This is a genomic window from Aquimixticola soesokkakensis (assembly GCF_900172375.1).
GTDB lineage: Bacteria > Pseudomonadota > Alphaproteobacteria > Rhodobacterales > Rhodobacteraceae > Aquimixticola > Aquimixticola soesokkakensis.
The window spans coordinates 259634-272781 of the sequence record NZ_FWFS01000001.1 but is presented as its reverse complement, the minus strand read 5'-3'; the positions used below and the strand labels follow the sequence as shown (position 1 = coordinate 272781).

The 13148-nt window shown below is 59.7% G+C and carries 12 protein-coding genes; 5 read left to right on the top strand and 7 right to left on the bottom strand.

All coding sequences use genetic code 11. The features are described from left to right. Positions 1 to 40: 40 nt before the first annotated feature. Positions 41 to 2905, top strand: coding sequence for a DUF4214 domain-containing protein (locus tag AQS8620_RS17265; protein ID WP_159453180.1), 2865 nt, complete (start codon positions 41 to 43; stop codon positions 2903 to 2905). 30 nt (positions 2906 to 2935) lie between these two features. On the opposite strand, the gene trhO is transcribed toward AQS8620_RS17265, so the two are convergent. Further along, positions 2936 to 3838, bottom strand: a complete 903-nt coding sequence (gene trhO, locus AQS8620_RS01300) for an oxygen-dependent tRNA uridine(34) hydroxylase TrhO (RefSeq protein ID WP_085835010.1) — start codon at positions 3836 to 3838, stop codon at positions 2936 to 2938. A gap of 251 nt (positions 3839 to 4089) precedes the next feature. Here trhO and AQS8620_RS01295 point away from each other — a divergent pair, with 251 nt between their 5' ends. Both AQS8620_RS01295 and pncA read left to right on the top strand, forming a co-directional pair. Then, positions 4090 to 4416: an H-NS histone family protein gene (locus AQS8620_RS01295; RefSeq protein ID WP_159453179.1), complete on the top strand. Its 327-nt coding sequence runs from the start codon at positions 4090 to 4092 to the stop codon at positions 4414 to 4416. 224 nt (positions 4417 to 4640) lie between these two features. Next, positions 4641 to 5243 (top strand): bifunctional nicotinamidase/pyrazinamidase, encoded by a 603-nt coding sequence (pncA, locus tag AQS8620_RS01290; protein ID WP_085835008.1) that lies wholly within the window; start codon positions 4641 to 4643, stop codon positions 5241 to 5243. Here pncA and AQS8620_RS01285 read toward each other — a convergent pair. Beyond that, positions 5240 to 6127: an AraC family transcriptional regulator gene (locus AQS8620_RS01285; RefSeq protein WP_085835007.1), complete on the bottom strand. Its 888-nt coding sequence runs from the start codon at positions 6125 to 6127 to the stop codon at positions 5240 to 5242. The two genes, pncA and AQS8620_RS01285, sit on opposite strands and share 4 nt — an antisense overlap. A gap of 163 nt (positions 6128 to 6290) precedes the next feature. Here AQS8620_RS01285 and AQS8620_RS01280 point away from each other — a divergent pair, with 163 nt between their 5' ends. Then, complete coding sequence (locus tag AQS8620_RS01280; protein ID WP_085835006.1) at positions 6291 to 7061, top strand: SDR family NAD(P)-dependent oxidoreductase; 771 nt, start codon at positions 6291 to 6293, stop codon at positions 7059 to 7061. A 90-nt stretch (positions 7062 to 7151) separates the two neighbouring features. Then, the gene (pncB, locus tag AQS8620_RS01275) at positions 7152 to 8456 is read left to right on the top strand and encodes a nicotinate phosphoribosyltransferase (protein WP_085835005.1); all 1305 of its coding nucleotides are present in this window, start codon (positions 7152 to 7154) and stop codon (positions 8454 to 8456) included. A 17-nt stretch (positions 8457 to 8473) separates the two neighbouring features. Here pncB and arfB read toward each other — a convergent pair whose 3' ends face one another. The 5 genes from arfB to AQS8620_RS01250 form a co-directional block, all read right to left on the bottom strand. Beyond that, the gene (gene arfB / locus AQS8620_RS01270) at positions 8474 to 8887 is read right to left on the bottom strand and encodes an alternative ribosome rescue aminoacyl-tRNA hydrolase ArfB (RefSeq protein ID WP_085835004.1); all 414 of its coding nucleotides are present in this window, start codon (positions 8885 to 8887) and stop codon (positions 8474 to 8476) included. Between the two features lie 346 nt (positions 8888 to 9233). Then, complete coding sequence (locus AQS8620_RS01265; protein ID WP_085835003.1) at positions 9234 to 9872, bottom strand: queuosine precursor transporter; 639 nt, start codon at positions 9870 to 9872, stop codon at positions 9234 to 9236. Positions 9873 to 9962: 90 nt separating this feature from the next. Next, positions 9963 to 10832 (bottom strand): esterase-like activity of phytase family protein, encoded by an 870-nt coding sequence (locus tag AQS8620_RS01260; RefSeq protein ID WP_234990342.1) that lies wholly within the window; start codon positions 10830 to 10832, stop codon positions 9963 to 9965. Beyond that, the gene (gene mepA, locus AQS8620_RS01255; protein ID WP_085835001.1) at positions 10829 to 11743 is read right to left on the bottom strand and encodes a penicillin-insensitive murein endopeptidase; all 915 of its coding nucleotides are present in this window, start codon (positions 11741 to 11743) and stop codon (positions 10829 to 10831) included. The genes AQS8620_RS01260 and mepA overlap by 4 nt, the downstream gene beginning before the upstream one ends. Continuing rightward, complete coding sequence (locus AQS8620_RS01250; RefSeq protein WP_085835000.1) at positions 11740 to 13143, bottom strand: MFS transporter; 1404 nt, start codon at positions 13141 to 13143, stop codon at positions 11740 to 11742. The genes mepA and AQS8620_RS01250 overlap by 4 nt, the downstream gene beginning before the upstream one ends. Positions 13144 to 13148: the final 5 nt, after the last annotated feature.

Genomic DNA, 13148 nt, shown 5'->3' with positions numbered 1-13148 from the left:
GGTAGAAACAATGAACCCCCATGCAACGATGGAGAGTCAGGTGGCCGTCGCATCCAATCCGCTTTTTAGTTCCCAATGGCACTTTGACTTGATTGGAAATATCCAAGCTGTCTGGAACGATTATACGGGCGATGGCATCACCGTCGGTATTTACGATACCGGCGTTGAAAAATACCATGCCGACCTGAACGACAATTATAACGCATCGCTTCACTGGTCCTCGTCCTATGGCTCGGACAATGGCGCAAACAATTCGTCCGATGACAGCCACGGCACCTCTGTCGCGGGGATTTTGGCGTCTGAAAACAATGGCATCGGCGGGGTTGGCGTTGCCTATGACGCCTCGATCACCTCCATCGATTTTCTGAACGATGTGCAATTCATCAGCACCGCGGCGGCGATCGATTCCATGAAATGGGCCGCCTCTTTCGATGTGATGAACAACAGCTGGGGGCTGATCGGCTATTACGACACCAGCCAGGATGTCGGTACGGCGGGCACCTTTACCTATAAGGCGGCCGGGGCGCTGGAGTACGCAGCCAAGAACGGGCGCGACGGGCTTGGGACCATCATCACCAAGGCTTCTGGCAACGAACACAACAATCCCGCGCTTGAAACGCAATACAATCTGAACGGCAACGCGCAGGGCGACGGGTTGAACAACATTCACGAGGCGATGGTCGTCGCCGCGACGGATAATTGGGGCGATGTCGCCTATTACTCGAACTGGGGCGCGAATGTGTTCATCAGTGCGCCCGCCCCCTCGGTGACGACGACAACCGGCCAATCCTATACCGAACAATTCGGCGGCACCTCTGCGGCGACACCGGTCGTCAGCGGGATTGCTGCGCTTATGCTGGAGGCCAACGAAACGCTCGGCTGGCGCGACGTGCAGGACATCATCGCCCTCACGGCGCAGGCCACCGGAAGTTATTTCGGGGAAGACCCCGTTTACGACGAGGTTGCAGCGTGGATGTCCAACGGGGCCAGCACATGGAACGGTGGCGGCATGAGCTATAGCGTGAGCTATGGCTACGGGCTTATCGACGCGCTTGCCGCCGTGCGCACCGCCGAGGTCTGGTCCCTGATGCACCAGGGCGCCGTGCAGACTTCCGACAATATGGTCACAATTTCAAAATCCAACAATACGACCAAAAACTGGACGCAAAGCCAGACGATCAACCTGAATATCACGCAAAATATCGAGGTTGAATATGCCTATGTGACGATTGATAGCAAAACGCAATACATTCAGGACGTGACGGTCTATCTTGTTGATCCAGATGGAAATTCCTATCTTCTTGTTGATCAGGAGGGTCGGGGAAGCTTTGATCAAACCTATACGTTCGGCGTTGCGGGATTGATCGGCACCGAGTCTGCGGGCATTTGGAAGTTGCAGTTTTCCGACAGCGTTCCTGTTGAAACGAACACAATCTATTCGGTCGGGATCACCTTTGAGGGGCAGGCAATATCCGCCGACACCATCCACACGATCACCGATGATTTCCTGGAATTCGCAAGCGTCGAAACCGGCCGCGAGACGATCACGGATACCGATGGCGGCGACGACTGGCTCAACCTTGTTGCCGTGACGGGCAATGTCGCCCTTGCGCTCAAAAACAACGGCGCCCTGAAGGTCGATAATGCCGCTTGGGCAACCTTGGCCAACGGCGGCCAGATTGAATCTGCCGCCTTGGGCGATGGGGCGGACCGTGCGGTTGGCTCCGCGACGGACAACATGCTGTCAGGCGGTCGCGGCGGCGATACGCTTGCAGGGGGCGGCGGCCATGACATCCTGATCGGCGGTCAGGGGAATGACATTCTGAGCGGGGACGGCATTTCTCTTGGCGATGGTCATCATGCCGCTGTGTATCGCATCTATCAGGCGGTTCTGAACCGCAGCCCCAACCTTGCCGGGCTGGACTACTGGGCCGAGCAGCTGGGGTCGGGAAAAACGACCTATAGCGCCGTGGTCAACAGCTTCATGCAAAGCGGCGAGTTTACTGCGAAATACGGTGGCGTCTCGAACGAAGATTTCGTGAAGTTGCTCTATCAGAACGTCATTCACCGCACCCCCCAACAGTCCGGGCTGGACTATTGGACCGACCAATTGGACAATGAAACGCTCTCGCGCGCCAGCGTGGTCTCGAAATTCGCCGAAAGTGCGGAGAACATCGGCAATACCTTTCACGAGGCCTATGGCACAACTTCCGGCCTGCGTGTCACGGATGCGCTGGACGATGTGTTCCGGATCTATCAGGCGGCGCTGGGCCGCACGCCCGACATTTCCGGCATCGAATATTGGGCACAACAGATCGCGCAGGGTGGGTCCGCCCTGCAGGTGTCAAACCAGTTTACCAGCTCGGCCGAATTTTCGGCCAAATACGGCGCGATGAACAATACGGATTTCGTATCCGCCCTATATTTCAATGTTCTGGAACGCGAGGGCAGTTCTTCGGGCATCTCCTACTGGTCTTCCCAGATCAACAGTGGTGCCAAAACCCGCGCCGAAGTCGTATTGGGCTTCTCCAATTCCGCCGAATTCGTCGCGAAATCCGCCGTTTCTCTCGCCAGCTATCTCGCCAGCCAGGCTGCCGACGATACGCTCTACGGCGGCAATGGAAATGACACGCTCATCGGCGGGATGCTTGCCGACAGCTTTGTTTTCGTCTCCGGCGACACCGGTAGCAAAACTATCGTCGACTTTGACGCCAATGACACGCTGCAAATGGCGAACTTCGGCTTCACCACCGCCGATAGCTTTCTGGCCTTCTGCACGCAAAACGGGGACGATGTCGTGTTCAAGAAAGGGGCATTGCAAGTGACGCTGGCCGATACGGACCTGGCCGCGATCACCGACGATGCGCTAGACTTCAGCACGCCCGATTTCTTTGAGTGGCTCTAGCCACAGCTCAGCGCGGCGCGGGGCAAGGGTCTAGCGCCCGATATGACGCTCGCCACGTGCCTGCGCCAAAGCGATCTGGCGCTGGCGTTCGCGAAACCGTTCGCGGCGCGCATCGTCATAGTCATTGATGCATTGGTGACAGGACACACCCGCTTCGAATTCGGGGCGGTCCTTGTCCTGGGGTAGCAGCGGGCGACGACAGGCGTGGCACATTTCATGCGGCCCTTCTTCAAGCCCGTGCCCGATGGACACCCGCCCGTCAAAGACAAAACACGACCCGTCCCATTGGCTGTCTTCCTGCGGAACCTCTTCGAGGTATTTCAGAATCCCGCCCTTGAGGTGATACACGTCCTCAACCCCTTGCGACATCAAGTAATTGGTTGATTTTTCACAGCGAATACCGCCCGTGCAAAACATCGCAATACGTTTGTTGTGAAAACGGTCTTTATTCTCTTCCCACCATTGAGGAAAATCGCGAAACGATTTTGTTTTGGGGTCGACGGCCCCCTTGAAAGTACCGATCGCGACTTCATAATCGTTGCGCGTATCAATCACCGCCACATCAGGAGACGCAATCAAGGCATTCCATTCAGCCGGGGTACAGTAGTGACCGGTGCCCGCCAAAGGATCGACATCGGGTTGCCCCATGGTCACGATCTCTTGTTTCAGGCGCACTTTCATTTTGCCAAATGGCTGCGCTTGCGCGGTTGAAAGTTTGTATTCAAACCCCGCACAGCCCGGCAATCTGTCGATATGCGCAACCAATGCGTCGATACCCGCGCGTGTCCCCGCCACGGTCCCGTTGATCCCTTCGCCCGCGATCAGCAAGGAACCGGTCACGCCCTGTTCGGCACAAAGGGTCCGCAACGGCCCAAGCAGGGCTGCAGGCGCGTCGAAACGGGTGAAATGGTAGAGGGCGCAGACAGTAAACATGCGCGTTCAATACGCCCGAATGCGCAGCCAGACAAGAGGCTCGCCATAACGCCGCATCGCCTCTGCGCGCGACGCGAAACTGTGACCGCATGAGAACAAAAAAGGCCCATTCAGGGCGCGAGTTTAAACTTGTCAAATCCGGCCAAAGACCGGCGGAACAAACCAGTCTTTTTATACAATTTGCACTTGCATTTTGGCGGCGATATAACCCCCAATATCCAAGACGGACTTCTCACACTCATGGAATAAAAATGACTGACGTGAATATTGAAAACTTGAACTCCGCGCAGCTTGCCCAACTTGAGGCCGACATCGAGAAACGTAAAAAGAAACTTGAAAAAGAACGCGTTTCCATTGCTGCGAAGGAAATTAAAGCAGTCCTTGATGCACATACTGTCGAGATTGACGAAGTGCTTCCCTATCTCGAAAAACGCGGGGGCGGCAATATGCCGAAATCGCCTGCAAAATACCGCAACCCCGCGGATTCCAGCCAAACATGGACCGGTCGTGGTCGCAAACCCAATTGGGTCATCGCCGCACTCGACGCCGGCAAAACGCTCGACGACATGGCAATCTAGGACGGTTCGCATCAATCGCGCTGGACGTTGCGGGGACAACGATCCGCGTGATCGGGCGGTCCGGCCAATCTGGTCAAAGTTCAACTGGCCAAAGCCAATCTGACCGGAATTGGTCCAAAGGATTGACCTCGTTGCAGGCCCGAACCACCATCGGTTCGGGCCTTTGCGTTGCGACCATGCCCGCTGTATGCACATATCATCCGACAGACCCGCAGGAGACTCCTATGCGCCCCGCCCATCACGCCCTTCTCGTCATCGACGTTCAAAACGACTTTTGCGAAGGCGGCGCTTTGGCAGTCTCGGGCGGCGCGTCGATCGTGACCAAAATCAACGCGGCGATGGCCCAGTTTGCGAACGTGATCCTGACGCAGGACTGGCATCCGAGCGGGCATTCCTCCTTTGCATCCGCGCATAGGGACAAACTGCCCTTTGACACCTTCGAGGCCCCCTACGGACTTCAGGTGCTTTGGCCCGATCACTGCGTGCAGGGCAGCACCGGCGCCCAATTTCATCCTGATCTGCGCACCGATGGCGATCTCATCCTGCGCAAAGGCTACAATCGAGAAATCGACAGCTATTCCGCCTTTTTCGAGAACGACCGCACGACACCGACAGGGCTTGACGGCTATTTGCGCAGCCGTGGCATCACCGATCTGACGCTGGTCGGACTTGCGCTGGATTACTGCGTGAATTTCTCCGCACAGGATGCCGCGCGCCTCGGGTTTCAAGTCACCGTCGACACCACCATGTCAAAAGCCATCGATATGGCGGGCTCGCTGGAGGCCGCGCGCAGTGACATGCGCGCCGCGGGCGTCACACTCGTTTAGGCATCCGCTGCCAACACATGGGCGCGGCTGGGCGCAACATCAAACATGCGCCGGAAGTCGCGCGAAAATTGCGACGGGCTTTCGTATCCCACGGCAAAGCTCGCTTGGGTCACCGACGCATTGCCCGCCAACAACATCCGCTGCGCCTCAAGCAGGCGAAGTCGTTTCAGGAATTGCACCGGCGTTGCGCCTGTGGCCTCACGAAATCTATGGTGAAACGCGCTGACGCTCATGCCCGCGCGCTGCGCAAGCGCCTCAACCCGCATCGGTTTTGCCATATGATGGCGCAAATAGGCCGTGGTCTCCGCGATTTTCGCGCTCTTCGTGTCTGCGCGCGCAATGGCACGCAACCGCTGCCCCTGCGCAGAGCGCAACAAGAGAAGATGCAACTCCTGCAAATAGAGCGGCGCGAGCCCCGCCCTGAGATCGGCTTGATCCACCAACCCGACCAATCGCGCCATCACGTCATGCAGCCGGTGGGAGATCGGTGCTGTTTCAAAGGCCCCCCGCGCGTCCTCGACGGGAAAAGAAGGACTTTCGCCCGAGATCCTGCGCAAGAGCGCCACATCCAGATGAACAGCGACCGCCGCATAGGGCGCGCGCAGGCTTGCTTTTGTGATCTGGCTGACCGCAGGAACATCCATGGACACCACAACGCCGTATCCCGCCGCAAAGGGAAGCTGTCGTCCAGAGGAATAGGCAAGTTTCTCACCGCCGAGAACGTAGCAAAACACGGGGTCATAGACCACATGCGCCAAGGCCGTGGGCTGCTCGCAATACACCAGATGCAAGCGCGGGACGCTGGTCTGTTTTGGCGTACTGGTAACGTTTTCGCGCCGTGAAAGGCGGCAAACCTGCTGATATAATGTGTCGCTTTGGTCCATAAATATATGTGCCCTCTTTGCGCAGGGACGCGCAAGCCCGCGACGCTTCCTGACGCGTCAGAGCGCGCAATCCTGTAGGATCAGGCAAAACATTCGCAGGATCGGGCATGTGAGCGCCACGCTCCGCCCCTAGCTTTCTCCTGTACACCACAGGAGTCTTCACATGACACAGACCACGCAGCCTTCACCCCTCTTTCTCATCACGGGCGGCAATCGCGGCCTTGGCAAAGCGATGGCAACGGCCCTTGCCGCCGCGGGCGCGGATATCATTCTCACCTACCGAAGCGGCGCAACGGAGGCCCAAGCAACCGTTGCTCACATCACGGCGCTTGGCCAAAAGGCGGCGGCCCTGTGCCTTGATACAACCGCCCATCAAAGCTTTGCGACCTTTACCGGAGCACTGGAAACCACGATGAACGCCCTAGGCCACACTCATCTTACGGGCCTTGTGAACAACGCCGGTTTTGGCGTTCATGCCCCCTTTGCCACGACGACAGCCACGCAACTTGATGACCTGTTTGCCGTGCATGTCAAAGGACCGTATCTGCTGATCCAAGCGCTTTTGCCACGCCTCAAGGACGGCGGGCGCATCCTGTTTGTGTCCTCCGGCCTGTCGCGTTTCACCAGTCCGGGTTTCTCGGCCTACGGCACAATGAAAGGCGCGGTCGATACGCTCACCCGCTATGTCGCTGCCGAATTGGGGCCGCGCGGCATTTCGGTGAACGCCATCGCCCCCGGCGCGATTGAAACCGATTTTGGCGGCGGCGTGGTGCGCGACAATGCCGCTGCAAATGCCGCTGTCGCACAAAGCACGGCCATGGGGCGCGCCGGACTTGCGGATGATATCGGGGGCGCGGTCACTGCCCTTTTGATGAGTCCGGCAAATTGGGTCACCGCCCAGCGGATCGAGGCCTCCGGCGGTCAAAACATCTAAGCGCCCGCCAATCCACCACGCGCGGGTGTCTACGCTTGCCAACCCCCTGATCCCCCTGCTTTAACCGATCCCAAGCAGGAGGATCCCCCCATGGTCGACATCGCCACCCGCGTCTATAACCACAAGTGGAAGATCGACCCGATCGTCCGCTCGCTCATCGACACGGATTTCTACAAGCTGCTGATGTGCCAATCTGTGTTTCGCAATCACCGCGACACGCAGGTCACGTTTTCGCTCATCAACCGCGCCACCCATATTCCGCTGGCGGATATGATCGACGAGGGCGAATTGCGCGAACAATTGGACCACGTCCGTTCCCTGTCCCTCACGCGCGGCGAAAGCACTTGGCTGCGCGGCAATACCTTTTACGGCAAGCGCCAGATGTTTCGCTCCGATTTCATGGAATGGTTCGAAACCCTGCGCCTGCCGCCCTACCGGCTCGAGCGCGTCGGGGACCAATACGAACTGACCTTCGAGGGCAGCTGGCCAGAAGTCATGCTCTGGGAAGTGCCCGCCCTGTCGATCCTGATGGAACTGCGCTCGCGGGCCGTCACCGGGGACATGGGCAAGTTCGAGCTCCAGGTGCTCTACGCCCGCGCGATGACCAAACTTTGGGAAAAAATCGAGGCGCTGCGCCCGCTTGATGACCTCAAGATCGCGGATTTCGGCACCCGCCGCCGCCATTCCTACCTCTGGCAGGATTGGTGCGTGCAGGCCATGGTCGAAGGCTTGGGCGAAGGCGCGGGCGGGAAATTCACCGGCACCTCGAATTGCCACATCGCCATGATGCACGACCTCGAAGCGGTTGGCACCAACGCCCATGAACTGCCCATGGTCTATGCCGCACTCGCTCAAAACGATACGGCCTTGGCCCGGGCCCCCTATGACGTGCTGGCCGATTGGCAGGATGAACATGAGGGAAATCTGCGCATCATCCTGCCCGACACCTACGGCACCAAAGGCTTTCTGGAGCGCGCGCCCGACTGGCTGGCCGGCTGGACCGGCATCCGCATCGATAGCGGCGATCCGGTGACTGCGGCCCAAACGGCGATCGAATGGTGGACCTCCCGCGGCGAAGACCCGACCCGCAAACTGGTCATCTTTTCCGACGGACTCGACGTAGACGAGATCACGCGCCTGCACGGGATTTTCCACGGGCGGGTGAAAACCAGCTTTGGGTGGGGCACGTTGCTGACCAACGATTTCCGCGGGTTGGTCAAAAATGACGCCCTCGCACCGTTTTCACTGGTCTGCAAAGCCGTGCAGGCGAACGGGCACCCCACCGTAAAACTGTCGGACAACCCCAACAAAGCCATGGGCCCCAAAGATCAGGTGGAGCGCTACAAACGGGTCTTTGGCGTTGGCGCACAGGTGACGCGCGAGGTCGTGGTTTAGAACCCACCGCCAAGGCCCTAGAGCTTTCCGCGCAGCGCCTTCACTTCCCCGCGTTGCTTCTTGGCCTCCAGCCGCCGCCGCACCGACCCCTTTGTCGGCTTTGTCGGCACACGGCGTTTGGGAACAACGGTTGCCGCCTTGATCAAATCCGCCAAACGCTCGCGGGCAATCTCGCGGTTGCGTCCTTGGTGGCGGGTTTCGTCGCAAAACATCACCACCGCCCCCTCTTTGGTCCAGCGCCGCCCGGCCAGACGCGCCAGACGCCGCTTGACCGCGTCCGGCAGATTGGGAGAGCGCTCGGCCTCAAAGCGCAATTCGACCGCCGAAGACACCTTGTTGACGTTCTGCCCGCCCGGCCCGGAGGCGCGCACGAACTGCTCGGTCAACTCCCAGTCCTCGATGGCAATCCGGTCGGTGATGGTCAGGGGCATGGCTCGATCCGTTTGTTGCGTCACCCCTATAGCTAGCCCAGATCGCGCCCGCGCAAAACAGGGCATCTTGCGCTTCCCCCAATGCGCCGCATATGCCTTCTTTCGGATAAAAATACCCAAAAACGAAAACGGGCTGCCAGATGAGCAGCCCGTCGAGATCTTAGGAAATGGGCCAGTTAGGGAAGCCCAATCAAAGGTGTTCTGTCGCGAGTGCTACCTCGAAACAACGGCCCCCCTGACTGTCTTGACCTCACATTCCACCATCACTCTAGACACTGGACCACCTCCTTTCGATGAATTGCCGATAGGTTTATGGTGGCACATATTTCGTGCAGAGCAAGTAAATTTATGCGTTGGCCGTGGCCTTCATTCCGGTGAAACGCTGAATAATGAGGCGGAATGGAACCAGAGCGATCAAGGAAAGGGCAAGCTTGCAGCCCCAATCCGCCACAGCCAGCGACACCCAGAGCGGTGCCAGCGGCCCAACCCCCAAAAGTGGCACTGTTTCCGAGGCCCAGGCAGCGGCTTCTGTCTCGCCTGCGCCAAAGAAGGTAAAGCTTGCCGCAAATGCCACAGAGAAGAAAATCGCCGTGTCCAGCGCCGAACCGATCACCGAGGACCCAAGCGGCGCTTTCCACCATGCACCATCGCGCAGCTTGTTGAAGACAAACACATCCATGAGCTGGGCAATCAAGAACGCGGTGCCAGAGCCGACCGCCACCCGCAGCGTCACCAGCGGCCCATATTCGCCCATGATCTGCGTGCCGATCAACGAACAGATGACGCCGACAACGAAGCCTGCGATCACGACTTTACGCGCCGAGGCGGCCCCGTAGAGGCGGTTCATCACATCGGTGACAAGAAAGGCGAAAGGATAGGTGATTGCGCCCCATGTCAGCCAATCGCCGAGCAAATGTTGCACAAGGATGTTTGAGGCCACAACGATGATGGCCATGGCGAGAACGCCCGGAAGAATACGTGTCATATCTGTTGATCCGTTTTTACAAGGTAGCGGAGACTTGGCCCTGACGGGCACGATTTGCGGCGTTTACGCGGGTTGGCGGCGCAAATCAAGTCATTGCAACAGCAGGTAGTCCACAAATTCGGTCCGCTGGAAGGCGCGGAAATTATCGTCCGACACCAGCGTCAGGTGGATTTGCGCCGCTTTGCCCCAGACGGCAATGCCTTCGAGATTGTCATGGGTGCCGCTGATGGTCACAAGCTCTTCGCGCTCGTCGCGCAGGTCATCCCCCAACGCAAAGGAACGCACCCGCGCGGCAAACGCAAAGCCCGTGAACCAGCGTTCCAGCAGATAAAGCCGCCCGTCAGGGCCGAAATCCATCCCCACCGGCAGGAATTCCCCGCGCCGCGGCACCGCAAAGGGCTGCGACCAGACCCCCTCCTTGAAGCGGTAAAGCGGGAATGGCCGCTCCATCGCGCCGGAGCGTTCGGGCAGGGTGTACAGCGCGCCCGCCGCGTCAATCGCCAGCGCCTCAAGCGCGGAATTGTTTTGCAAACCCGCGAAATCGGGATGCGCAGGCAGGGCCTGTGCAGCGGCCCCAAAGCGCGGATAGGCCCAGATCCGGTGCTCCCCTTCAAAGGACACAAACAGCGTCCCGTCGCGGGCCTGCGCGAGCCCTTCGGCATCGGTTTGATATTGCCCCAAGGCGCCGCCATCGCGGCCTTTGAGCGGCGCGAAGCGATCGAATGTGATGTCCAGAATGCGCCCGTCCGAGGCACGCGAAAAGCGTCCGGTGCCCATGGCACCGCGATCCGAAATCACCGTGAAGGTTGCGCCATCCTCCGACACCTCGATCCCCGACAGACCGCCCAGCGCCGCATCAGCGCTTGAAAACACCCGCTCCCCGAGAAAATGCGCCTCGGCACTGGCCAGACGCAGTGTCATGGCCAGCGCCAGCGCCGCAAAGAGCGCGACCTGTTTCAATTGGCCGCCACCGCGCCGCATTGCGCCGGCATGCGGGCCATGGTCAGCGGCGGAGTTGGTACGGGTTTGGGCGCATTGGGGTCGCGCGGTTTGGGTGGCGGCGGGTTGATGATGTTGTTCACCCAGGCCTGCGCATCGGCGCAGCCGTCCCCCGGAGGCGGCGGCGCCTGATCGACGCAGTCGGCATCGCCCTTGGGACAGGCCAGACGCACGTGAAAATGGTAGTTATGGCCATACCACGGGCGGATTTTATTCAACCACGACCGATCGCCCGTTGCCTCTTTGCACATCTGCACTTTTGCGCCGGGAAAGATGAAAATCCGCGCAACCGCCGGATCGGAGGCCACGGTTTTCAAGACCTCGGTGTAGGTCGGTGTCCAGCGCGAATTCACATAGGCCCCTCCTGCGCGCTGCATGTCGATGGACGACAGGCTTTCCCGCTCGGAGGCGCTCAGGTTCAGCCGTGTTGGCGGCAGCATCCAGATATCGGCGTCCAGTCCGATCTGGTGGCTGGCATGCCCCGACGACATCGGGCCGCCGCGCGGCTGGCTCATGTCGCCCACGTACAAGCCGTTCCAACCGGGCAGGCGGGCCACTTTGGCCGAAGTGCGTTCGAGATAGTCGATCAGCACCGGATTGCCCCAGTTGCGATTGCGAGACAGGCGCATGGCCTGCCATGTCGGCCCCGTTTCGGCAAGCTGCTCTGCCCCTGCCAGACAGCCCTTGGCATAAGAGCCGAAACTGTCGGGCGACAGGCCACTCGCAGGTCCCGACATCGGCCCGAACACAGCCTTGGCCATGCGGGTATCGTTGGGGTTGGCAACGGCGCGCGTCACCTCGCTGGTCGAGCGGCCACAGCCCGCGACCATCAGCCCCAGACACATCACCGCGATCAGATATTTCTTGCTCATGCTGCCGCCTCGCTCCCGTCGGATTTCACCCAGAGTAACAGCACGAGGCCGATAAGGAAAAGCAGGATCAGCGGCGTGATGCCTGCGCGCTGCGATCCGCTGATCTGCGTCACCAAAGCGATGAGCGCAGGTGCAAGAAAAGACGTGGCCTTTCCCGACAGCGCAAACAACCCGAAGGCTTCGGTCATGCGCTTGGGGTCGGATTGATGGACCATCATCGTACGGCTTGCAGACTGGATTGCGCCCCCTGCGGCCCCGATCAGCCCGCCACAGACGTAAAAGGCCACATCCGGCAGGCTTGAGCTTGCGGGCACCGCGATGCCGAACACACTGGTGCGGGTGATCAGCACGATAGCAATTGCTGTGGCAATCAGGACAAAAATGCAGAAAATAATGACGCTGCGCGGCCCAAAGCGCGCATCCGCCCGCCCGCCAAGCCAGGCGAACAGAGCGCCCGTCACCAGCCCCAGAATACCGAAGACACCGATGTCGATGACACTCCAGTCCAGCACGCCAATCGCGTAAATCCCGCCAAAGGTGTACATGCCGTTCAGCGCATCGCGGTAGAACATCGACGAGCCAAGGTAGGCGAACAACGAGCGCCGCCGGGGCAAGCTGCGCAGGGTCTCCCCCAAATCCCGCAGACCCGCACGGACCGACAAGCCGTTGCCCCCGCCGCGCGGCTCCTTGACCCAAAGGTAGAACGGAACCATCGCGACGACATACCAAAGCGCCGTAAACGGGCCGACAAACCGCGTCCCTTCGCGCGCCGCCGCCTCAAACCCGAACAAGGGCGCGATCCCCAAAAGCGTGACGCCGGCGGCATTTTCCGCAAAAAACAACAGCATGATCAGCAGGGCGATCAGCCCGCCAACGTAGCCCCAGGCCCAGCCGGACCCCGAAATCCGCCCCACCTGTTCGCGCGGCCCCAAGGCAGGCAGCAGCGCGTTGGTGAAAATCGTGGTGAATTCGATCCCGATCATGCCGATGCCGAAAAACACCAGAACTGTCACGACGGGCAAGCTTGAGGGCACCGCGATCCACAGCCCCGCCGCGCCGACAACGTAAAAGGCGGAAAAGACCCAGATCCACGGCAGGCGGCGGCCCGTGCCATCGGCAATCGACCCCAAAACAGGGGCCCCAAGCGCAATCAGGACTCCGACAATCGACAGCGCCCAGCCCCACCAGCTTTGCGCTGTGGCTTTGGCAAGTCCGGCGTCCATCCCGCCAGCCATGAGCATGGCGATGACCTGCTCGGCGAAATAGGGGCCGAAAATGAAGGTGACGATCAGCGTGTGATAGGGCTGGCTGGCCCAATCGTACATCATCCAGCCCCGAATGCGTTTGCGCAAAGCGCGCTCTGGCGATCGGGATGCTGTGAGTTCTGGCTGCGCCTGCATGATCG

Excerpts from the sequence above, each read along its gene's own strand:
- trhO (WP_085835010.1), bottom strand. The coding sequence starts at position 3,838 with ATGTTTACTGTCTGCGCCCTCTACCATTTCACCCGTTTCGACGCGCCT.
- AQS8620_RS01295 (WP_159453179.1), top strand. The coding sequence starts at position 4,090 with ATGACTGACGTGAATATTGAAAACTTGAACTCCGCGCAGCTTGCCCAA.
- pncA (WP_085835008.1), top strand. The coding sequence starts at position 4,641 with ATGCGCCCCGCCCATCACGCCCTTCTCGTCATCGACGTTCAAAACGAC.
- AQS8620_RS01285 (WP_085835007.1), bottom strand. The coding sequence starts at position 6,127 with ATGGACCAAAGCGACACATTATATCAGCAGGTTTGCCGCCTTTCACGG.
- AQS8620_RS01280 (WP_085835006.1), top strand. The coding sequence starts at position 6,291 with ATGACACAGACCACGCAGCCTTCACCCCTCTTTCTCATCACGGGCGGC.
- pncB (WP_085835005.1), top strand. The coding sequence starts at position 7,152 with ATGGTCGACATCGCCACCCGCGTCTATAACCACAAGTGGAAGATCGAC.
- arfB (WP_085835004.1), bottom strand. The coding sequence starts at position 8,887 with ATGCCCCTGACCATCACCGACCGGATTGCCATCGAGGACTGGGAGTTG.
- AQS8620_RS01265 (WP_085835003.1), bottom strand. The coding sequence starts at position 9,872 with ATGACACGTATTCTTCCGGGCGTTCTCGCCATGGCCATCATCGTTGTG.
- mepA (WP_085835001.1), bottom strand. The coding sequence starts at position 11,743 with ATGAGCAAGAAATATCTGATCGCGGTGATGTGTCTGGGGCTGATGGTC.
- AQS8620_RS01250 (WP_085835000.1), bottom strand. The coding sequence starts at position 13,143 with ATGCAGGCGCAGCCAGAACTCACAGCATCCCGATCGCCAGAGCGCGCT.